Genomic DNA, 21,352 nt, shown 5'->3' on the forward strand with positions numbered 1-21,352 from the left:
GTAGGTAAAAACTTTTATTGCGTATATGGCAATAGGAATTTTTACTCAATGGAAAATCACAAACATTTTCATTTTGTGAAGCTCCAAAAAATCGCGCGCCAAAGAATTTTCGGTTGCATCCTGACAAAAATTTTGATACTATAAAAACCGTAAGGGATAACTTGCCTATATACATGACTTTTTATTCAACTTTAAACTAGAGATAATATAATTTTTCAGCGATTGAACTCCGTTCCGCTTTTCGGCGGTCGCCGACATGAAACTTATAGCGAGCGCGAATGTTACAGAAAGGAAAATCAATGTAAAAGATGCCAAATTGATTAATAGGAATTTTTGCTTATGCTAATCATTGGAAACTTAAAAAGTGCAAAACCAATAATCATTTTTCAAATTAAAAATCCCCAGAGGTAAGTACCTGGGGAATATATCAAAATTTATTTATAAAATCCTATTAAGTAGCTAGATATTTCTAAATCGCTCTCTGCTTTCTAGAAAGGTTCTGTTTTTAACTGTTTTAACTCTGGAAAATTATCAATCATTTGTTTTAATTCTTCTTTTCTAAGCCAATCTAAGGATTCATAGAAATTTTTCCAAAGAGACAAAGTATGAGGATAGGTATTTATAGTTTCTTGAAATAACTCTTTCAATACAAATTGACAGTCTATAAGCTGACATCTTTTTCCTTGCTCTTCGAGTATCTGCTCAAGTAAGTATTTAATATCCTCATCTGTCATAATTTGAATAATAGGTCTAATATGTTTTTCTGCATTTTCTCTGCCAGATTGATAAGAGCCAGAATCAATAAATATGTCTATATTTATTTTGACGATTTCCTTGGCCAAAATAGCACTTTCTTTTCTCTTAGATTTTGCTTTCTTTAATTCTCTAATAAAAATTGAATGATTTTGCTCGTTAACATTGATAATGTTTTTTATAAGTAGTTATAATGTCATTTTTAATATCTGGTAATAAATGAAGCAAGAAAACTCCATAAACTTGATAAACTTCTGTTTTCTCTGCTTTTAAGAAAGACTTAAATTTTTCTATTATATTTTCAGGGCAGTCATTCCAGAACCTATCGTCTATTCTAAAAAGAACTGCTAAACTTAATAACTTATTATCAATAGTTTTGCCTAGAATATTTATAAGTTTTTCCCTTGCCAAAGATTCAAAAATATTTCTGTAATCTTTCACTAAACACTCTATAACCAATAGATAATTTTTTATTATCCTTTGCTCATTAGAAGGAATATCTAGAAAGAGAACTTTTTTCAGAGAAAGCACAATAAGATTAACCAAATATTTTTCGGAACTTACTAAGAAATGTCTACCACTTAAAAAATTTCTCACTCCTTCTATATCGTCAGGAAAATACAAACCTTCCACATCTCTTTCTAGAGCTTCCCCCGCAGCTTTTCCAATAATAGGAGGTTGACTAAGTAAAACTTCTATTGCAGTTCTAATATGTGTCCGAGCTAATTCAGGAGTTGGTTGAAATAGAAATCCTTCAGAATCTAAAACAGGATGGGCACAACGATGTCTATCTTGTTGAATTCTATCTAAATGTTCATACTCTAAATTAGTAATAATTTGAACTTTATCACGAGCATTCTTTAAAATTTCTCTTTCCCAACTTGCCACTTGCTTTTTATCAGGATTATTTCTAATTTTATCTATCTCTTCTATATTTTGTTTTGCTGCTTTATCGTGATAAGTCTCAGAAAGAATCCGAAATTTTTGGTACAAATCATATACAATAGCAATCCAAATTGAAACAATAGCAGAACGATAAGCTCCAGCAGAATAAGAGGCAATAGCTTCACCTGCATAAGCACGAATATTATCATCTTGAATTTCTAGTAAAAGTGCTTCTAGATCCGCTAACTGACTATAATTTCTCATTTGATATTTCATTTATTCCCTTCTAACTTCTAACTTCTAACTTCTACATATTACTTCCCTCGAAATAAACGAGTATGTTCCGGATTGTAAATATCATAACGCCCTACTTTTTCTGCTTTATCCAAAGCAAGACTAATCAATACTTTTAATTTTTGAATTTTAACTTCCGGGTAGCAGCTCTAGGGATTGCAATTTCACTTGATTTATAGTCCTAAACAATAGCGTACTGCTGTTTCAATTTCTTTCATTATAAAATAAATCAGCTAATTTTTACTCTTAGTTGATTAAACTTTGTAATATTTTTTTTAGTAAAAGCAGATCTTAGTAGGGCTTTAGCCCTTGAAATATCTTCGGGCTAAAGCCCTACTACAAACAAAAAAATTAGTATAATTCCAGGCATGATAAATGTTTTCAAAAAAATGTTAATGGAGTATCACGATGCCTAAAATAAAAATATTACAGGAGGATAAATCTTATACTTTTCAGTCTTATTTTGAGTTGCCTTATGAAGCAGATGAAATTCTAGCAGAGTTAAATTATTCATTAGTGAAATCTTGTTTATCTTTGCCAAAGACAACAAAAGCATTAGAAAATTTATCAGACATACAGAATAAACTAGAGGATATTTTACCTTTTGTGAATTTAAGTAATGAAACTACTAGACGAGAAATTTTAGTCTCTCCAATTTTATTGGAAATTGTTCATTTTTGTCATTGTCAGTTAAGAATTGAATATCCTTTAAAAGTCAATGATTGGTTAAAAGGTAGTTTAGATTATTTATTACTTTCTACAAATTATTTATTAGTTATTGAGGCAAAAAATCACGATTTAACCAGAGGTTTTACTCAGTTAGCTGTAGAGTTAATTGCATTAGCTGAAGTAAAACAAAATAACATTTTCTATGGCGCAGTAACAATGGGAGATGTCTGGCGTTTTGGTAAATTAAATAAAAACGACAAACAAATCACACAAGATATTAATTTATTTAAAATACCAGACGATCTCAAAGATTTAGGTGAAGTTTTAGTCGGTATTTTGGAAGGAGTAGAAAATTAAAATATTTTAATTATAAAAATCATCTCTACTCTTCTCCTTTCTTGCCTCCTAAATTCTGAGTTCTGAATAAATGATTATGTTCAGGATTATAAAGACCAGAACGCCCGACTTTTTCCAGATTCTCCAAACCAGCACTAATCACATAAAGCGTTCTTATAACTAAGTGCTTCTCCTTCTTGCATCTAAAGTTCTTGCATCTAAAGAACGAATTTGAAAACAAAGAAAAACTGTTTCTAAAGGTAATCTATTTTCATCGGATGAAACTCTAACATTAGTCGGAAAATTCCGTTGAATACTTTCGCTTTTTGTTCCTACAAATACCGTTACAACTAAAGGTAATTTATTAATAGTATCAATAGATAAAACAAAAACAGGTCTAACACCAGATTGTTCTCTGGCTTTGACAGGATTAAGATTTACAAAATAAATACCTCCTCTTTGAATAGTGATAATTAATCAATTCCATCCATTTCAGTAATTATAAATTCTCGCTCAATTAAACCTATTTATATTTGGATATCTGGATAATTTGCCATTAGTTAAATATGATTTTATCTCTTATATTCTTCAAGTATTTTAACCGATAACATATCGCCACAGGTATCTGAGCCGATTTCTTTCCTCCTAAATTCTAACTTCTGAATAAATGAGTATGTTCAGGATTATAAAGACCAGAACGCCCGACTTTTTCCACCTTTTCCAAAACCGGACTAATCACATAAAGCATTGTTCTAACTAACTCTTTCTCCTCAGTTACAACAGCCATTTTCTCCAAAGGTACAACCCAAATTCCCTCATCAGGCCATCCCAACCGATAACATATCGCCACAGGTATCTGAGCTGAATAATGTTCCATCAACTTTTCTTGTGCTTCCCAAACATAACGGGCGCTCAGATACAAACATAAACTCGCCCCATGAGCTGCTAAACTCCCCAACTCTTCTCGTGAAGGAACCCCCGTTGCTTTCCCACTAATTCTCGTTAAAATAATCGTCTGTACCAACCCAGGCACAGTCAACTCCACTTTTAACTTAGCTGCTGCATCCTGAAACGCACTAATTCCCGGCACAATTTCAAAATCAATTCCTGCTTCAGCTAAAAGTTGCATTTGCTCATAAACCGCCCCATACAAACTAGGGTCTCCAGAATGAAGGCGCACCACAGAAAAACCTTTTCTCACTCGGTCAATCATTAGAGGTAAGATTTCTTCTAGAGTTTTATTAGCGGTTCCAATAACCTCAGCATCAGGACGCACATTCCTTAACATTTGCTTGGGTACTAAAGAATCTGCATATAAAATTACATCTGCTGTAGATAAGATTTTGTCAGCCTTCAGCGTCAATAGTTCGGGGTCTCCTGGACCTGCTCCTACAATGTAAACTGCTGGTGTAAGACTTTCGGTATTTTTCATTTTCAATTAATCAAAAAATTTGTAGTGGTGTAGCGCTACGCACAAGGCAAAAGTTACTCATGCAAAAGAATCATGCATAGGTTTATACAAATTAAAAAATGGCTTGTTAATCAATGCTGACCTCAACGGCAGTTACAATACCCATACGAAAGGCAGTTCCAATTGCTTATGCTCATCGAATATAGAGGGAGTAATCCCACTCAGGATAACACCCGGAAAAGTGAGTTTATAGATAAATATTTGTCTATAAACTTACAAACTATTCAACAATTTCTTTGCTGAAATCCTTTTTTTCTGACTTTTGACTTTTGACTTTCTTTTGTTTCCGGATATGAGTATCTATATTCAGATAAATAAAATGGTAGATGCACCCTGGTTTAGCCCTAGACTTTATGCCTAGGGTTTTTTTCATTTTTTAGAGTCTATAGTTTAGTTTGTTTCTTTCACTTCTGAAGGGAAAACATCTGGCAAAGGTCGCTTCAATAAATATAACCATGCTAAACCTATTAACCCCAACAAAATACCAGCTAAACTTACGAACTGGGCAATGCGTAATGGCCCTAACATTAAACTATCAGTCCGTAATCCCTCAATCCAAATCCTTCCACTACTATAAGCAGCCATATAAACCAGAAACAAACTTCCTACTCTAAGTCGAGGTCTACCCCGCAAATCTCTAAAAAAAAGAAATATTAATAATCCAAATACCATCAAATTCCATAAAGACTCATATAGAAAAGTAGGATGGAAGTAATCAAAATTTACTAATTCCAGCGGACGATTTTCTGGAGGAATATACAACTTCCAGGGTAAATCAGTAGGACTGCCAAAAGCCTCAGAATTGAAAAAATTACCCCACCGACCGATTACTTGTCCTAAAATTAAAGAAGGAGCGACTAAATCTGCCAACTGCCAGAAGGAGATTTTATTGAGTCTGGCAAAAATCAAAGCAGCGATCGCCCCACCAATAATCGCCCCATGAATCGCAATTCCTCCTTTCCAAATGGCGATCATATCTATAGGATTTTGTTGATATTGTTCCCACTCAAACAAAACATAGTATAAACGCGCTCCAGGAATTGCAGCTAATACTAACCAAACTACTAGATCCCCCAACAAATCAGGGTTAACATGACGAAGTTTAGCTAAGTATTGGGAAAGAGTAACTCCGATTAATACTGCAGTTGCAATTAAAAGTCCATACCAACGGATTGCCAAAGGCCCCAAATCGAAAATAATTGGGCCAGGAGAAGTAAATTGAAAGCCTAAAGGTAATAAGGTCATTTCTACTGTCATTTCAGTTATCAGCTATCAGTTATTAGTTAGCCTCCCAGGTCGGAGCGGCTCTCCATTCTTCGGGAAACCTCGCCATCCCATCCTACTCCAAGCTCCCCAATTCAAATCGGCGATAGCCGTTTGGCTGCGCGACATGAAAAACTTAGTTGTGCGCTAGCTAAACGACCGCTTTTTATTCCCTTGAAAGGGGAGGCTTGAGACCTCATTTCTTGGTCATTAATCTAGCATCAAAACTACTATCAATATTCCTTCCCAGTCAAAAGTATAAAAATTTGTATGAAATAGCCACATACTAAAATGTATTATACCTGGGCATAGTATCTAAAAAATAACTTATTTAATCCTCAACTTTATAATTATTTATCAACAATAATATTAGTTTATCTTTCTGATAAGTAATCGGACATATATCAATAGCTCTGTGTTAATCAATGTAAAAATAATCCTAATTACTTAATTACTTTACCACAGAAGTGTTTAGTGTATTTACAGTACTTTACACATCTACCCAAAATTGTCTCAGAGTTTTTTCAGTGTGAATCAAGTTATTTGAAATAAATTTTACAGCACTAATTTCCACTACAACCGTAGAGAATACCTTTTGTTTTTTTCAGTTTGACATAATATTTAGCAATCTCAAGATTTAATCTTTTTTTTAGAAATCAATTCTTATTATAAAATTAAGAAATTAGAAATAATAACCAATATGTCTATATGTTGATTAAGATTGAAGAATGTAAATTTAATTTTCCGGTAGTGAAGAAATATATGGAACTATTGCAAGAACAAATTATTGCTTTGACTAAAAAAGTTGAAGTAATACACGCCATTATTGAGCAACTCAATGACAAGGTATCAAATTACATAATTGTTGAGAAAGCAAATAAATATCAAGCTATAGAAACTGATTCTAATCTGCAACAGGCAAATGAACTTAAAGAAAAATATAATTTTTTCGACCCAGAATTAGAACACAAGGATGTGCTAGTAGATGATAATCATTTAAATAAGAGTAGTCAAAATATTGATAGCGAATTAACATCAGAAATTCAAATTCAACGGCTAACAGCTCAGTTAACAGCAGCTTATAATCGAATTGCTGCTTTAGAAGAACAATTACTCTCAAAAAGAATTAAATCTTAGAGATTACAGATAGGGTATAAAAGAGGGCTAAAAATGACTTTTACGCTAAACTAGCGTCATATATTTTGATTTTAAATAGATTTGAAAAAATGCCCTTAACCCTCAATATTAGAACATTCAAAGAATATAGTAGATTAATATTATATTGCTAATTGTTTATTCAAGAAATATCAAAGGCGCAAACAAATCTTCAACAGCTTTCAGCAATTGAGTTTGATTCCAATCTCTATATAAATGAGCAGCGATCGCACAGCCCCCACAACCAACTCCTTCCTTAACATATCCCCTTTCATAAGCTTGTAGTTGAGGATAACAAGACTCAGAAAAACTAAATTGTGTCGCCATCAAAGGTACACAACCAATTTCTCGTGCTAACCCAATAGTATCTCCAGTCGAATCTTCAGCAACCCAGCGAGTTGTTCCTACCACAATATTCTCAGGTCTCCAAGCTAAAGGCAACTTTTCTGCCAATGCTTGCATCAAAGCATAAACAGCCAGCATTTGCGTTCCACCAGCCAACATTACCCCCACCTTAAGACTTGCTACCATTGCCATTGCTGCTACTACTATTTGCATCGGGTCTCCCACTGCAGCGATTAGTTTTAGAGGTTGCGACACTGGAAACCCCGAATTAAAACCAGCAACCTCCAAACCCTGACGTACCACAGCTAACTTTTGACCATGATTACATTGAGGATGACTGCTATTTACCTTACCAATAGCAGCAATACCCAAACCTAATAAAACTGCTAAAGCGGTAGTTGTTCCTCCAACTACACATTCTCCTAAAATTACATAGCTATCTTTTGCTTCATCAGCTAACTTCCGACCCCAATAACTACCTGTTTTCAGTAAATGTTGAACTTTTGCCATATCTAAAGCATGACCAGAAGTTAAACAACGAGCAGGAGCACCTCCCAAATCAATTGTTGGTACAGTTGGTTTATGGGTTAAACCAGCATTAAATAGATGAAGAGGAATATTTAGAGAATCAATAATTGCTTTTGTGATTAAAACTGGGGAAGCACCAGCGTCGAGGGGTGGTAATGGATATTGGGGTTGTGGTTGTAGACCATTATATAGAAATTCCACATCTGCTAAACAAGTATATTGGCGGTCTTGTGGTGTTGCTCCTGCCGCAGAAATTCCTGGAATTAGACCTGTATCTGTAAATCCTAAAATACAGGCAAAAATTGGTTGAGAACCTTGATACTTTTGCAGCCAATTTTTTCCCTCTTGTATCTGGGTATAAACACGAATCATTAATTCAATTATCAGTTATAGTAATCATATCTCAGTTGTAATTAGGAGTCAGGAGTCAGGAGTCAGAATATAAAAAAGACATCTGGTGAAAATCAAAAATAAAATCAATTCTTATCCATAAATTATCAATTACTTCTCTCTGTTCCCAGTTAAGTGTTCCCTCTTTTCTGGAAAGGTCTAAAGATAGATTTTGATTTATCTTAATTGTTTAGGACTTACGCAGAGACCATGTATGTAGCGCAAAAAACTATAACGTTATAGTTTTTGAACTCTACATATAGTACCTTTGCGTAAGTCCTGTTGTTCTTAAATTCTATCAAAATCATTCCTGATTGCTATATCAATTATCAAAAGGTACTTTTTCAAAATCCTCTCTAACCATTTCTCCTACTCCCCTACTCCCCTACTCCCCTACTCCCTAACTAATCATAATCCAGCAAAATTTGTACCCATTTAGGAGGTCTGGGAATAGAGTTTCCGATCCGGTCTAGTAACAATAAAGCCACCAAATGGACAACAAATAAATAGATAATATTATTCACAAGAACCATGATTAAAGCCATCAGTTGAATTAATAGCAAACTTGGTTGAGCCAATAATCCTAATTTGACAAATCCCCATTCTACTAATTCCGTAACTTGTGTAGTTAAGTATATCCAGAGGTCTTGCCCTAACAAAATCGAAAGTAACCAAAGTCGAAAAAAGAAACCAATAGAGCCAAGTAGAGAACCTAAACCAATAGAAATTAACCAATTTCCGCCTCTTTTCCACACCGCTCCTAACATTACTCCCATCAAAGCAAAAGGAATTACAAATAAAATGCTGCGAGTTGGCCCCATAAGCACAGATAAAAGTAATCCTGATACTGTTGCACCCATCCAAGATGCACGGTTTCCCCAGCGTAAATAAAGTAAAGCAATTGGTATGGGGAAAAAAACCTTTAATAAAGGCCCCATCGGAAAATAATAGTTGATGAACCAAATCAAGCTGGCGGTACTGGCCAGAAAAGCTGTTTCTACTAGAACTAAAGGTTTATCTTCTCTGTGGGTCGATGGTTGTTTTTGATCTGAAATTGTTTTCACAGACTTGGTTTTGATTTTTGGTTTTTAACTTTTACAGGAGTTACGCACCTAAACAAGAAACCGGATTTATTACCCTGATTATTCTTGTTCAAACCAGGAAATTTCATTCCTAAAAAATTGTATTTAAGTCATTAATTCTGACTCCTGAGGACTGAGGACTGACTCCTAATTTTAAACAAGTGTACGTTCCAAAGCGTGTAGGTCAGGAATACATAAAGTATCGCGATCGCGCTTAATTAATAACTTTTTCTCTAATTTACTTAAGACTCTAGTTACTGTTTCTCTGGCTAAACCACTCAAACTACTTAGCTCTCTGTGAGGCAAATTAGGAATTTCTGTTCCTTGTTGGGAATGTGTACCTTGGCCTTCTGCTAGAAAGAGCAAAATATCTGCGACCCTTGCCTGAGCATCTGCTTCTCTTAATCTAAGTCGTCGATTCACTTGTCGTAAGCGTCTGGCCATTAATTGTGCTAATCGGATTCCTGCTATGGGTTCGGTATTAATGAGATGGGCAAAATCCTGAGCTGGCATATTACCAATTAAAGTAGGAGCTAAAGTAATTACATCAGTAGAGCGAGGCACTTCATCTAGAGCTGCCATCTCTCCAAATAATTCTCCTTTGCCCAAAATATTCAGTGTTACTTCTTTACCATCTAAATTATAGGTGCGAATCTTTACCCACCCATCTAAAATGAAGTATACTGAAGTCCCCCAATCATTTTCCAGTAAGATTACCTGATTGGGTGGATGTTGACGGCTGACTACATGAATCACTGCTTTTTCTAATGCCTCTTCTGGTAAGCCCTCAAAAAATGGGGTGGACAGCATTAATTGCTTAATATTTGACTGGGGGTCGCGACTGTGCCTATCTTCCATGAGGTTATCTGTTCCATTAATTTAGGGCAGGAGATTTAGCCCAGAGGTAAATTATAAATTAATAATGAAAATCAATATATTTTGCTAGAAAATTGGCTATTTTCAAGAATCTTAAAGCCATAGAGTAATACCGTTTCACGGAATTCAGAATTCAGAATTCAGAATTGAGAAGTTAGATTGGATAGGCTAAAAACTTTTACAAGACAACAGTTTGAGGCAATTATTTGACATTTAAAGTTTGAAACTATTTGTGACATCTTTAAAGTGAATTGGTATAACAATAAATAATTGTAGATTTTTGCTTTAGCAATGGCTGTGTATGACTAGCAATACTGGGCAAATCTATAACTAAAAACAATTTTCAAGGCCATTTTTTAGCTAAATACAGCCGTAGAGTATATCATACTATAAATTTTCTCAATAAGCTTGACTATAAATGATATAGATGGTAAAGCAAACCGACTGATATTAAATGATAAGTCTTTAGCTTAAGCAGGTACAAAAAATTCACAAAATTAATTACACATTTTGTCAGACTGAATCCCTTATAGTGTATGCCTCACATCAAATTAGGGTAGTTAAACAATTTTGTAATGGTGCTTATAAGGAATAGAATTTCAGCTATAACAGGAATAATACCGTGTTATTGTCACCTAAATCTAAACATTTTAACAATACACAGAATCAAATAACTCACTATTAATAGTTAAATTTATCTCAAACTTCCAGATCAAGTAGGAAAAAGAAAGGAGAAATTTGACTGGATTATACTCTTAGAAGTTCTATAATTCTTACTGAAGGTGATTGAAAGAGGTGGTACTCTTGAAGAAGCAGAATAACAGAATCCAAGCAATAATCAGGGAGATAGATGAGGTGCTAAATCAGTCTAGCAGCCAAAGTTCTCCTCAAATTCTCGCAGAAACACTGAGAAAAACCCAAAAAATACTACAGGAAATGCTGGATTATCTGACTCAGGATGTAGATCAAACTCGGAATCTACAGTTACTATCTGTTGACCCATCTTTAACTCCAGAAGATACTATTGACCTTCAGCTCAAGCAACATCCACAACAAATAGAAGAGTTTTTTGCCCCTATTAATCAGTATTTACAAGAAGATTTCACAATACTTAAACAACAACGACAAGCTCTGCGAGAAGAAATTAGGCAACTTGAACAGCAAAGACAAGAAAATTATGCCCTAGCTCAACAATACGCTAAACAGGAGCAAATTATTTCTGAGTTTTCTCAAGCTTTACTTGGCCCAGTTAAAGAAACATTGGTGGAACATTTGTCTGAGTTAGCAACTCAACATCTATCTCCTAGTCAGAATGCTTTAGACTCTAGCAAAAATCTTTACCAACAGACTGTTAAGGATATTGAAACTTCTGCGGTTATGAAAATTTCAGAGGATAAAGTAGAGGAATTTTCTAACTTTGAAAACTCATTTGTTGATGATTCAAATAGTAATTATAGTGAGCCAAAAAAGCTAAATGAAGAAGATTATGTAGAAGCTAATATTGCTACTGAAAATATTCAAATGAAAAAACTATCTCCTGAAATAGATGAATTAAATAATCCGATAAATAAAGTAGTATTGCCTTACCCAGGTTATGAGTTTGTGAAAAGACTAGAACCAGAATCAAAAATAACAGAAACAGAAAAAAAAAATATCCAACTAGATAAGTCAAATAATCAAGAATATTCTCGCGAAAATCAATATAGTATTGATGAAAAGCAAGATTTAGAAACAGTTAAAAGTAACAACCAGGAAAATGAAATTTTAGCTCAACTAGCACCTCCTAGTTTTGAAGAGAATTATCAAGAAGGACAAAACTATCAAAATCAAGCTGTCTCAATCAAAGATGGAGGACTACTAACTCCAGAATTAAAATTAGACGCATCAGAAAATAGAGAAAATTTAGACAATACAGAAATACTTGAATCTCTTAGTAATCTATTTGGAAAGCTAGAGGTTAATGAAGTAGAAACTAAAAAGTTAATTGCTCCTAGAGAAGCTCAAGAAATTCAAAAAAATATAAATAACTTCACAGATGAATCAGAAGAAGAAACATATATTCAAGCACCTGTAACTGAAAGTCTCTTACCTTTAGAAAAACCAGATGAAAAACCAGAAGAATTATTATTAAGTAGTAACACCCTAGAATATTTACGTTCTGATTTGGAAAGTTTAGAGGAAATAGATGTCGATGAATTAATAGACGATCCTGGACACACTCAATTACAATTAGGAAAAGACCAGGGTGTAGATTCAATAGAAAATACTCATGATTCGATAGATAATAGTTTGGTTACTGGTTCAGAAGAAAAAGTTACTAAATTAGAGGATTTATTTGTGAATATTGATGATATTTCTCACGAATCAACGGTAAGTAACCAGGAAAATATCTATACTTCAGCAGAAAATACAAACAATGAACTAATTCTAGAAGATATTTTAGATAGCTTAACACCTACAACAGACGAAGAAGAAATAATAGAAACCGATAATCAGGAATTTTTAGCTCTAGAAACTCTACTTGAAGACCCTCAAAATTTAGAAAAAAAAAATTGAGTTCATTAGAAATGGAACCAGATACAACACCACATCAAACAACTTCACCATGGTATTTAGGAATTGACTTTGGTACTACTGGTATTTCTGCAGCATTATTGAATCGCAGAAGTGGCGAAATTTATCCTATATATTGGGAGCTGGTAGGAGCTAAACCAGAATTAGATATTCCTGAAATTAATCGAGAATTTACTCTCTCCACAAAAACAGTTAAAACAGATTTTAATTCCGTCAAAAAAATCTATAGGCTACCATCAATTGTTTATATAGCTCAAAAATCAGAAATATCTGACAATGCTCAAGAGGAAACTATTGAAGCAAAACCTTTATTACTAGAAGATTTTAAGCCTAGTTTAAAAGTTACTATCCCTTACATTTCAATTAAATTTAAAAAGCAAAAATTACAAGAGAAACCAGAAGAGTCTTTTCTCCTAGCTCCTAATTTTTCTGCTACAACTTCCCACGAACCAGTTTTGCAATGGTCTGAAAAACATCAAATTCCTCTAAGCTTAGTTAAACAGGGGTTAGTAACTTTATTGAAGACTATTCAACCTCAAGGTAATGTCCAAAACTCTATTTCTCTGATTGAGAAAGACACTCAAACAGCAGTTATTACCAATAACTATGTTTGTGGTGCAGTGGGATTAGAACATGAAACTTTTGTCTCAGCTTTGGCACAATTAGAATCTGTAATTATGGGTTCTCCCGCAAGTTGGCCAGAAGCTTATCGCTTTAATCTTCGGGAGGCAGTTTTAGAAGCAGGTCTGGTTAAAAATGTCAATCAAGTAGTTGTGATTGAGGATGCGATCGCCACGGCTTTATCAGAATTAACTTCAGTAACAGAAAATACAGAAAATTATGCCATCTCAGAGTTTAGACGGGGTGGAATTTTAATTGTGAATGTGGGGGCAAGTACAACAGAATTGGCCTTGGTGAATTTACCGGAAAATGGGCAAAATTTAACATACTCTCACTTCCATTGTCATAGTTTTGCTTATGGAGGTCATGCTTTAGATCAAGATATTATTTGTCAACTGTTACTAAAAGATGATGATGTAGGGAGTTTAGGCAAGAATCAAAAAGATCGGGAAAAATCTGGTCAATTATGGCCTCGCCCAGGTTATCCAGATTTGTCAATCAGGTATCAACTACAGCAGTGGTTACAAAGTTCATCCTATAGACAAGAATTATTAGTAACAGCTCGTAATTTAAAGGTAATTCTGCCATCGGAAAAAGAATTTACTTTGAATATAGGAGATAATATCAAGTATTTACAACAAAAAGATTTAGAAACTAAGGTATTGGAGCCTTTTGTAAAACAATTAAATCAGGAGTTGAATAATTTTTTGAGTAAGGTAGGAATATCTCCTGTAGGAATTAACCGTGCTATTTGTACAGGAGGTAGTGGTTGTTGGAGGGCGCTCGCTCAATGGTTACGTCAAAAATTACCTAACGCAATTATTGTACAAGATGCAAAAGTTGAGTCAGAAAATGTAGAGTTAGGGCAAGAAAATGAGCAGCGATCGGATAATTGTTTATCTCAGATAGAAGATATTAAAGTAACCATTGGTCGAGTTGCTTATGGTTTAGCTATCTTACCTCTCTATCCACAAATAGTAAATATACCTCAGCAACAATACAATGATTATTTTCTACTTTGGGAGATACTACAAGTTTTTTCAGATTACCCTTTATCTGTCAAAGAAATTTTTCAATTATTAGAGAAACGAGGCATAAATACTCGTGTTTGCCAAGAAAAAATCCAGACTATTTTAGCAGGAAAATTACCTCCTGGTTTAATCCCTTCTCACGAAGATTTAATTCTATTAAGTGAAGTTTCTCAACAAAATAATGATTATCAAAATTTAAAAGAAAAACCTCTTTTTTATCGGGAAACTGATAGTAATAGATATGAATTGAATGATGAACAAGCAGAATATGTACGAGAATATTTAACTAAGCTAGTAGCTGGCAGTGGGCAAAAACTAGAGGAACCTTTAATAATTAATAATTAATGATTTTTATAGCGGTTTTAATTAACATAGAATACAGCTATTAGGTTTGTAATTATTGAACTTCAAACATACTTATATTTTTTCTGTAGTCTACCTTTGTGAAAACCGCTATAATTGTTATATCAAATTCATGCATAGATAGTTACAGTAAAATGATGACAAAACTGTTAGTAGATTTGCTGGCGAAGTCGGGGAGAATAATCAAATTATCCCTTTATAAAAACAATTTATTATAGTTATTAAGACTATTTTTAGTCAATCATGGAACAGTTTTACTCTCAGAAAAAATAAATATTATAAATTATTACCTCTTGACTCCTGACTCCTGACTTCTGACTTCTAAGAACAAACCCACTGTAGCAATATTTTATGAAATTGGTATTAATTGCTGAAATAGTAATGGTAGAGTAGACAAGAACAAATTATCCTGGGTACGGGAGCCAGATGCTCCGACTGCCTTGTTTGATAACAATAATAATTAGCTGAAAACCTAATAAAGTGCGAGCATCTTGCTCGCTAGTAGTGTACCTAACTCAGATGAAATATGACTTCTAACTTCATACTGCTTCTGGACCCAAAGGAATAATTCCACCAGGGTTAAGAGGAAAAAGATTACCATAATAATCCTTTTTCACTGCCTCTAAATTACAAGTATCTGCTATTCCTGGAAGTTGATATAAATCTTGTAGATAAACACTCAAATATTTATAATCTTTAATTCTCCGTAAGTTACACTTAAATAACCCATAATAAACAATATCAAAGCGGAATAAAGTAGTAAATAAACGTACATCTGCTAATGTTACTAACTCCCCACAAAGATATCGACTTTTAGAAAGTGTATTGTCAATTTCATCTAAAGTAGTAAATAATTCCCGACAAGCTTTTTCATAAGCCTCCTGACTTTGAGCAAACCCACAACGATAAACTCCATTATTTACTGTGTGGTAAATCTTTTCATTCCACTCGTCTATTTTTGCTTTTAATTGTTCTGGATAAAGGTCTAGATCGGGATTTTTAGCAAACTGATTAAATTCAGCATTGAGAATAACAATAATATCTGCACTTTCATTATTAACAATAGTTTTTGTCTGGTCATCCCACAATACAGGTACAGTGGCACGCCCATTGTAACCAGGCTGTGCTAACTTATATAATTCTGGTAAAGTACCACATCCTTCTTGTTCATCTTCAAATACCCAAATACCTTTATCCCCTGCTGGAGAAGCAATAGTTACTGATATAGCATCTTCCAAACCTTTCAGCGCTCTAACAACAAGAGTTCGATGTGCCCAAGGACAACCTAGTCCAACAAATAGACGGTAGCGTTTGGTAGCTGGTTGATATTTATTTTCTGTTTGTATACCTACTGTTTCTCTAAATAGACTAGCTGGACGAATGTATTCTCCTGAATTATTTCTAGGAGCAAGTCTTGACATCATTATTTGCCAGAGTGTTGTCCAAACCCATTTTCCTAATTTAATTGTTAGAGAAGGTGGAAGTGATTTGCGTTTGTTAACCATTTTTTTGATAATAAGTGTTTGATATTGACATACTGATCTATAAAACTGATATGAAGCGTCATATTAAGCGACAATAAGCGTGTATAGCATTCTAATTTACTTCATTTTTTTCCGAAAGTCCAGGTATTGAAGTTGCTTTGACCTCAAGCTCTTTCCAGATGAAAAATTTGGCGTTTTAATAGGAACGTCCAGTAAATTATTAGAGATGTTTAATAACTATATTAATTTATGAAATTAGAAACTAGAAAGGTACGCTATACGTAGCGTACCTGCATAAGTCCTGATTAGATATTAGAAGAAATTAACTTGAAGTCTTTGAGAGATGAACCAAAACAAATTTAGTTAGGAGGCGATCGTATTTTCTTATATTTGAGAATTTTAAGGAAAAAATTACCATCTTTACAACCTTCATAACTACAAGGGTAATTATCTTCAAAAGTTAGGGCATTTTCATTATCAACGTTATTACCATTGTCTTTATAGACATATTCAGCTAAGATAAATAGCTCGGTGAAACAGGTGTATTCTTTTCTGTTCATAGACATATTCAGCCAAGATAAAGATACCGGTGAAACAGGTGTATTCTTGCATAAACTTCAGAGAAGAATGATGTCATTTGATATCTTCTGAAATGGTTTGAAATAAGTTTTGAAGCCCTTGATTTTCGTAATCATTCATCTCAATTTCTTCTATTAGGCAATTTAGAGATTCATCTTTACTAGCAATATCTAATATTTCTGCCATACGATCCGCCTCATCTTCAGAAAGTGTTGAAAGAGATATTAAACGACAATACTCTTCTGCTAATAAAGATAAATTCTGATTGAATTGGTATAGAGTTTGATGCATGATTTTGAGCTTAAGTTGTGATTGGAGTCAATTTCAATCACCTGGATAATAGAGCAAGAAGGAGTGAGAAACCCCTTCATTCTACATTCAAAAGAACATTAAATTCTAAGCTGACAACTTATTAGATTTAACAGAAGAGAAAAAGTCTTTTTTAAGCTTTTTCAAAGCTCGACTTCCTCTTTGTCTAGCATTAGCTTCAGTTAAGATTTCTCCTGTAGAAGCTAAAGTATCTACAATTTCTTTCCAAGACAAATTTTGAAAGAATCTTAGCTCTAAAATATGACGATCTTTTTCACTTAGATTTTCAAGTGATTGCTTTAAGATAGCTAGTTGTACTTCGTTATTTTCTTAGCAGCTTTTAGAAGAAACTTGGCGCTCTATAAATTCGGAGTCTGCTTGCTCTTTTTGTTGTTGTCGGCTCATCTCCCGAATAACATTGTACGAAGTCACTCGAATCCAAGCTCCAGGGTTTTTGATATTTTCTCCAAAGTTTATTTTGTTAGTTCCTCTTAGATATACTTCGGAAACTACATCATAGAAATCGACCTGTTCTAGATGAAACTGTTTAAGACTACGCTTGATATAGTGAGCCAAAACAATTAAAGATTCCCGATCTTGAGGATTGTTTATTTTGTTTGGTTGTAATAGACCTTGAATTGCTAAGTCAAATGACTTTTTTGCATCGGGTCGTAGTTGCATCTTTTAACTCCTATGGTGACATGAAACCTCACCTCCTTGTTTTGAGATTTTTTAGTTTTTGGTTCTTTTCTTCACTAGGTGAAATTGTTTTAGCTCACTTAAACAATTGAAGACTTTGGATGCACCGGATCACTTATCTTTTTCACCTACAATATTGTGAAAAGTTTTTGGAAGTGTGACATATTTAGGAAAAAAAATTTGAATGTCACTTAACCCTTCGTATCAGCACAAAAAAATAGAAAACTCCCACAGGTTAGCGGGAGTTCGGGAGATATCTTTTATCTCTTCAAATTATTTAGAAGGTAATCACAAAACAATATGAACAATACAAAAATTAGAGACTTTGTTTTAGCTGGTGTCGCCAGCACTTTAGTTGGAGGTACGTTAATCCTAGCTATTATCGATAAAGACTATCGTTCTTCCTTTGTCGATCTGGCTCAGGTCGGAGTCGGTGGTTATATTGGCCTAACTATTCCTAAATCTAAATCTGAAGGGGAACAGGATAAGTAAAATTATTGGTAGTCCTGTATAGCAACCATTTGGTATCTTTTTCAATAGGACTTACGCATTCACGCTATATATAGTTTGTATTTGGTGATTATTTTAGTTTTTGCCACACAATTATCCCTTGGCGTAAGTCCTTCCTGTTCAAGCCAAATTAGCTTAACTTTATATTATTTACAGTTTGTTGAATATTTCCTTGCTGACTTGGGTTGGATATTAGTGATACCAATTTTCAAACTAAATTGTATTGAATAGTAATCATACCATTGGCTCCACCATCAACTCTCCAAGACAAAATCCCACAACAGCGCATTCTGTGGTTTATGAAGTATAGTCATACTAGCTTTTTAAATAGTTTTTGAAGTAATGACAAAATTAAATTCAATTCCCGTTTCACCTAAATTAGAACCTAATTCTTTGTTTGTTGCTTTGCATGGCTGGGGAGCTAACTGTAATGATTTAACACCTTTTGTACAAGAGTTAAATCTCCCTGATTATTGGTTTGAATTCCCAGACGCTCCACTACCTCATCCTGAAGTTCCTGGAGGAAAAATGTGGTACGATTTGTCCAATCAAGAATACCAAGGTTTAGTGGAAAGTCGGCAAATGTTGATTGATTGGCTGGTTTCTTTGGAAAGTAAAACAGGGATACCTTTATCCAAAACTATTCTATGTGGTTTTTCTCAGGGTGGGGCAATGGCTATGGATGTAGGAGTAACTTTACCATTAGCAGGCTTAATTATTTTAAGTGGCTATTTACATTCTCCACTTCAACCATCTGTAGAAAAATTACCTCCCGTTTTGATTGTACATGGTACAGGAGACCCAGTTGTACCTATTCAACAAGGCAGACAATCTCGTGATTCTTTCACAAATTTAGGGGCAAATATACAGTATCAAGAATTTGATATCGGGCATGAAATTCGCCCGGAAATTTTGAAATTAATGCGAAGTTTTGTTATAGATGTTATAGCAAAAGTCTAGAAAGACTATTATATTAAATAGAGATTTTAATAGTACTCTATTTTAATTAATCTTTCAGCAGATGCCATTTCAGGGAGGTTGGTTTTGATGCAAACTGTAACCCGTTCCTTACAGGAAATTTCTAATTTCACTACAGATGATGTAGCTAAGTTGGCTTTTCGTCTGGAGGAAGATGACTATAAAAATCCTTTTGACGGGTTAAATGATTGGCACATGCTACGAGCGATCGCCTTTCAACGTCCAGAGTTAATTGAACCTTATATCCATTTATTGGATCTAGAGCCTTGTGATGAGGCTTAAAAAAATATGGGGAATTTGCAGTTAGTAATTTAATATTTTTTTTATTTGGGAGTGTTGATTTTTTGAGATAATAAATAACACTCCTTATTATTTGGTCAGAAAGTGGGTTTTTATAATTTTTAGATGTCTGTTTTGTGAGATATCTAATAGACATCTCCAAAAATAAAAAATCAATTCTTATTCATAAATTATCAATTATTTCCCCCTATTCCCTATTTTATGGAGATATATAATAGCAATTTTTACTCCCTACTCCCTACTCCCTGCTCCCTCTTTAAAATATTATGAGTAGAAAAGTTTTAATTGGTATTTGTGGTGGTATTGCAGCTTATAAAGTTTGTGAAGTAGTTTCTACTTTAGTAAAATCTGGAGTTGAAGTTAGAGCAATTTTAACCGATGCTGCTCAACAATTTATTACACCTCTAACTTTATCTACTCTCTGTCGTTATCCCGCTTATACAGACCAAGATTTTTGGCAACCTTCTCACGGACGTCCGCTGCATATTCAGTTGGGAGAGTGGGCAGAAATAATAGTTATTGCTCCCCTCACAGCAAATACTTTAGCAAAATTAGTCTATGGTTTTGCAGATAATTTGCTGACCAACACCATTTTGGCTTCTAGTTGCCCCATTTTATTAGCCCCGGCGATGAATACTGATATGTGGGAACAAACAGCGGTACAACGAAATTGGCAACAAATATTGACAGAAAAACGATATTATGGTATGTACCCTGGTGCTGGAATTTTAGCTTGCGATCGCATTGGTCAAGGTCGAATGGCCGAACCGAGGGAAATAGTGACAAATATAAAATCTTTATTATACACAGCAGGTAAAAGAGATTTAGCAGGTAAGAAAATATTAATTAGTGCAGGAGGAACGCGGGAACATTTAGACCCTGTGAGATTTATTGGTAATCCTTCTACAGGTAAGATGGGAATAGCTTTAGCTCAGGCGGCATTCCATCGGGGAGCAAATGTAACTTTCGTGCATAGTATTTTGGGAGAGTTGCACTTGTCAGGGGTAAAAATTATAGAAGTAGTGAGTGCTGCTCAGATGCAGCAAGCAATGTTAGCTAATTTTGCAGAAGCAGATATAATTGTAATGACTGCTGCGGTAGCAGATGTAAAACCTGCTGAATATAGTAGTGAGAAATTACCCAAGCGATCGCTACCAAATTCATTACCTTTGACACCAGTACCGGATATTGTGGCAGAGTTGGGAAAATTAAAGCAGCCTCACCAATATTTAATTGGTTTTGCAGCACAAACTGGAGATATTGTTGCGCCTGCTTTGGAGAAGTTGCGGGTGAAAAATTTAGATGCTATTGTTGCTAACCCTATCGATCGGGAAGGTGCGGGTTTTGGCAGTAATACAAATCAGGGAATTTTTCTGGATGCGGAAGGGCGTCGGTTAGATATTCCCTCTTGTAGTAAATTAGAGATGGCGCATCATTTGTGTGATTTTTTTGTAGGGGCGGGTTTCACCAAAAATCTTGTGATAACTGATTGATTTCTCTAAACCCCCCCGCTTTGATGGTGTATGATATCACCAGGGGGTGGGTTTATTTAATTTAACGTTTATCCCGATAAATTTGGTGTGGAGCCCGCCCCTACCTCATCAACGTGGCATATTTTAGTTCGCTAAATTATCGCAATTTCTAAAATGTTGTAATAGTATGAAGATTTGATGAAGTCTGATCTAGGAATTTACACTGTATGAAGATTTGATGAAGTTGGCGAAATGCTCTTGACACTAGGGAGGGGGGTGGAATAGGATCATAAATAAATTTGTTAATTGCATACCGTAGAAACACTTATGAAACGTATCCACTCAATATGATGGGGTAGGGAATGATTATAACTGCCAAGACCAA

At 34.4% G+C, this 21,352-nt stretch carries 21 protein-coding genes; 8 read left to right on the forward strand and 13 right to left on the reverse strand.

The window, feature by feature from the left end; translation table 11 throughout:
• Positions 1-488: 488 nt before the first annotated feature.
• Positions 489-842, reverse strand: a complete 354-nt coding sequence (locus tag ACP6PM_RS21475) for a hypothetical protein (RefSeq protein ID WP_426588213.1) — start codon at positions 840-842, stop codon at positions 489-491.
• A 70-nt stretch (positions 843-912) separates the two neighbouring features.
• Positions 913-1,902 carry a hypothetical protein gene (locus ACP6PM_RS21480; protein WP_426588215.1) on the reverse strand — a complete coding sequence of 330 codons (990 nt, stop codon included), beginning with the start codon at positions 1,900-1,902 and terminating at the stop codon, positions 913-915.
• Between the two features lie 438 nt (positions 1,903-2,340).
• Between ACP6PM_RS21480 and ACP6PM_RS21485 the strand changes: the two genes are divergently transcribed.
• Positions 2,341-2,958: a hypothetical protein gene (locus ACP6PM_RS21485; protein WP_426588217.1), complete on the forward strand. Its 618-nt coding sequence runs from the start codon at positions 2,341-2,343 to the stop codon at positions 2,956-2,958.
• 159 nt (positions 2,959-3,117) lie between these two features.
• Here ACP6PM_RS21485 and ACP6PM_RS21490 read toward each other — a convergent pair whose 3' ends face one another.
• The 3 genes from ACP6PM_RS21490 to lgt form a co-directional block, all read right to left on the reverse strand.
• Entirely contained in the window at positions 3,118-3,411 is a 294-nt protein-coding gene (locus ACP6PM_RS21490) for a type II toxin-antitoxin system PemK/MazF family toxin (RefSeq protein ID WP_426588251.1), read from the reverse strand.
• Between the two features lie 178 nt (positions 3,412-3,589).
• Complete coding sequence (cobM, locus tag ACP6PM_RS21495; protein ID WP_426588219.1) at positions 3,590-4,369, reverse strand: precorrin-4 C(11)-methyltransferase; 780 nt, start codon at positions 4,367-4,369, stop codon at positions 3,590-3,592.
• 429 nt (positions 4,370-4,798) lie between these two features.
• A complete protein-coding gene (gene lgt, locus ACP6PM_RS21500) occupies positions 4,799-5,665 on the reverse strand; it encodes a prolipoprotein diacylglyceryl transferase (protein WP_426588221.1) in 867 nt (288 codons plus the stop codon).
• A 714-nt stretch (positions 5,666-6,379) separates the two neighbouring features.
• Between lgt and ACP6PM_RS21505 the strand changes: the two genes are divergently transcribed.
• Positions 6,380-6,808, forward strand: a complete 429-nt coding sequence (locus ACP6PM_RS21505; RefSeq protein WP_426588223.1) for a hypothetical protein — start codon at positions 6,380-6,382, stop codon at positions 6,806-6,808.
• Positions 6,809-6,964: 156 nt separating this feature from the next.
• On the opposite strand, the gene cobT is transcribed toward ACP6PM_RS21505, so the two are convergent.
• The 3 genes from cobT to ACP6PM_RS21520 form a co-directional block, all read right to left on the reverse strand.
• Entirely contained in the window at positions 6,965-8,071 is a 1,107-nt protein-coding gene (gene cobT, locus ACP6PM_RS21510) for a nicotinate mononucleotide-dependent phosphoribosyltransferase CobT (RefSeq protein WP_426588225.1), read from the reverse strand.
• Between the two features lie 422 nt (positions 8,072-8,493).
• The gene (locus ACP6PM_RS21515) at positions 8,494-9,153 is read right to left on the reverse strand and encodes a DUF2232 domain-containing protein (RefSeq protein ID WP_426588227.1); all 660 of its coding nucleotides are present in this window, start codon (positions 9,151-9,153) and stop codon (positions 8,494-8,496) included.
• A 171-nt stretch (positions 9,154-9,324) separates the two neighbouring features.
• Positions 9,325-10,029 (reverse strand): Crp/Fnr family transcriptional regulator, encoded by a 705-nt coding sequence (locus tag ACP6PM_RS21520; protein ID WP_293094092.1) that lies wholly within the window; start codon positions 10,027-10,029, stop codon positions 9,325-9,327.
• An 873-nt stretch (positions 10,030-10,902) separates the two neighbouring features.
• Between ACP6PM_RS21520 and ACP6PM_RS21525 the strand changes: the two genes are divergently transcribed.
• Together ACP6PM_RS21525 and ACP6PM_RS21530 are read left to right on the forward strand one after the other, a co-directional pair.
• Positions 10,903-12,603, forward strand: coding sequence for a hypothetical protein (locus tag ACP6PM_RS21525; RefSeq protein ID WP_426588229.1), 1,701 nt, complete (start codon positions 10,903-10,905; stop codon positions 12,601-12,603).
• Positions 12,600-14,618, forward strand: coding sequence for a hypothetical protein (locus ACP6PM_RS21530; protein ID WP_426588231.1), 2,019 nt, complete (start codon positions 12,600-12,602; stop codon positions 14,616-14,618). The genes ACP6PM_RS21525 and ACP6PM_RS21530 overlap by 4 nt, the downstream gene beginning before the upstream one ends.
• Positions 14,619-15,175: 557 nt before the next feature.
• On the opposite strand, the gene ACP6PM_RS21535 is transcribed toward ACP6PM_RS21530, so the two are convergent.
• The 5 genes from ACP6PM_RS21535 to ACP6PM_RS21555 form a co-directional block, all read right to left on the reverse strand.
• Positions 15,176-16,141, reverse strand: coding sequence for a glutathione S-transferase family protein (locus ACP6PM_RS21535; protein WP_426588233.1), 966 nt, complete (start codon positions 16,139-16,141; stop codon positions 15,176-15,178).
• A 338-nt stretch (positions 16,142-16,479) separates the two neighbouring features.
• Positions 16,480-16,680 (reverse strand): hypothetical protein, encoded by a 201-nt coding sequence (locus tag ACP6PM_RS21540; RefSeq protein ID WP_426588235.1) that lies wholly within the window; start codon positions 16,678-16,680, stop codon positions 16,480-16,482.
• Positions 16,681-16,753: 73 nt separating this feature from the next.
• Positions 16,754-16,990: a hypothetical protein gene (locus ACP6PM_RS21545; protein WP_426588237.1), complete on the reverse strand. Its 237-nt coding sequence runs from the start codon at positions 16,988-16,990 to the stop codon at positions 16,754-16,756.
• A 105-nt stretch (positions 16,991-17,095) separates the two neighbouring features.
• Positions 17,096-17,314 carry a sigma factor-like helix-turn-helix DNA-binding protein gene (locus ACP6PM_RS21550; RefSeq protein ID WP_426588253.1) on the reverse strand — a complete coding sequence of 73 codons (219 nt, stop codon included), beginning with the start codon at positions 17,312-17,314 and terminating at the stop codon, positions 17,096-17,098.
• Between the two features lie 24 nt (positions 17,315-17,338).
• Positions 17,339-17,689, reverse strand: a complete 351-nt coding sequence (locus tag ACP6PM_RS21555) for a sigma-70 RNA polymerase sigma factor region 4 domain-containing protein (RefSeq protein WP_426588239.1) — start codon at positions 17,687-17,689, stop codon at positions 17,339-17,341.
• A 318-nt stretch (positions 17,690-18,007) separates the two neighbouring features.
• Here ACP6PM_RS21555 and ACP6PM_RS21560 point away from each other — a divergent pair, with 318 nt between their 5' ends.
• The 4 genes from ACP6PM_RS21560 (at position 18,008) to coaBC (ending at position 20,988) form a co-directional block, all read left to right on the forward strand.
• Positions 18,008-18,199: a hypothetical protein gene (locus ACP6PM_RS21560; protein ID WP_426588241.1), complete on the forward strand. Its 192-nt coding sequence runs from the start codon at positions 18,008-18,010 to the stop codon at positions 18,197-18,199.
• A gap of 360 nt (positions 18,200-18,559) precedes the next feature.
• Positions 18,560-19,177 carry an alpha/beta hydrolase gene (locus ACP6PM_RS21565; protein ID WP_426588243.1) on the forward strand — a complete coding sequence of 206 codons (618 nt, stop codon included), beginning with the start codon at positions 18,560-18,562 and terminating at the stop codon, positions 19,175-19,177.
• Between the two features lie 87 nt (positions 19,178-19,264).
• Positions 19,265-19,477 carry a protein IsiD gene (gene isiD / locus ACP6PM_RS21570; RefSeq protein ID WP_426588245.1) on the forward strand — a complete coding sequence of 71 codons (213 nt, stop codon included), beginning with the start codon at positions 19,265-19,267 and terminating at the stop codon, positions 19,475-19,477.
• Between the two features lie 284 nt (positions 19,478-19,761).
• Entirely contained in the window at positions 19,762-20,988 is a 1,227-nt protein-coding gene (gene coaBC / locus ACP6PM_RS21575; protein ID WP_426588247.1) for a bifunctional phosphopantothenoylcysteine decarboxylase/phosphopantothenate--cysteine ligase CoaBC, read from the forward strand.
• Positions 20,989-21,352: the final 364 nt, after the last annotated feature.

The sequence above is a fragment of the Dapis brunnea BLCC-M229 genome, assembly GCF_050015995.1.
Taxonomy (GTDB): Bacteria; Cyanobacteriota; Cyanobacteriia; order Cyanobacteriales; family Microcoleaceae; genus Trichodesmium.

Bases quoted from the DNA above. Each gene is read 5' to 3' on its own strand.
- cobM (WP_426588219.1), bottom strand. From the start codon at position 4,369: ATGAAAAATACCGAAAGTCTTACACCAGCAGTTTACATTGTAGGAGCA.
- ACP6PM_RS21505 (WP_426588223.1), top strand. From the start codon at position 6,380: ATGTTGATTAAGATTGAAGAATGTAAATTTAATTTTCCGGTAGTGAAG.
- ACP6PM_RS21555 (WP_426588239.1), bottom strand. From the start codon at position 17,689: ATGCAACTACGACCCGATGCAAAAAAGTCATTTGACTTAGCAATTCAA.
- cobT (WP_426588225.1), bottom strand. From the start codon at position 8,071: ATGATTCGTGTTTATACCCAGATACAAGAGGGAAAAAATTGGCTGCAA.
- ACP6PM_RS21545 (WP_426588237.1), bottom strand. From the start codon at position 16,990: ATGCATCAAACTCTATACCAATTCAATCAGAATTTATCTTTATTAGCA.
- ACP6PM_RS21560 (WP_426588241.1), top strand. From the start codon at position 18,008: ATGAACAATACAAAAATTAGAGACTTTGTTTTAGCTGGTGTCGCCAGC.
- ACP6PM_RS21565 (WP_426588243.1), top strand. From the start codon at position 18,560: ATGACAAAATTAAATTCAATTCCCGTTTCACCTAAATTAGAACCTAAT.
- ACP6PM_RS21520 (WP_293094092.1), bottom strand. From the start codon at position 10,029: ATGGAAGATAGGCACAGTCGCGACCCCCAGTCAAATATTAAGCAATTA.
- coaBC (WP_426588247.1), top strand. From the start codon at position 19,762: ATGAGTAGAAAAGTTTTAATTGGTATTTGTGGTGGTATTGCAGCTTAT.
- isiD (WP_426588245.1), top strand. From the start codon at position 19,265: ATGCAAACTGTAACCCGTTCCTTACAGGAAATTTCTAATTTCACTACA.
- ACP6PM_RS21485 (WP_426588217.1), top strand. From the start codon at position 2,341: ATGCCTAAAATAAAAATATTACAGGAGGATAAATCTTATACTTTTCAG.
- lgt (WP_426588221.1), bottom strand. From the start codon at position 5,665: ATGACAGTAGAAATGACCTTATTACCTTTAGGCTTTCAATTTACTTCT.
- ACP6PM_RS21480 (WP_426588215.1), bottom strand. From the start codon at position 1,902: ATGAGAAATTATAGTCAGTTAGCGGATCTAGAAGCACTTTTACTAGAA.
- ACP6PM_RS21535 (WP_426588233.1), bottom strand. From the start codon at position 16,141: ATGGTTAACAAACGCAAATCACTTCCACCTTCTCTAACAATTAAATTA.
- ACP6PM_RS21540 (WP_426588235.1), bottom strand. From the start codon at position 16,680: ATGAACAGAAAAGAATACACCTGTTTCACCGAGCTATTTATCTTAGCT.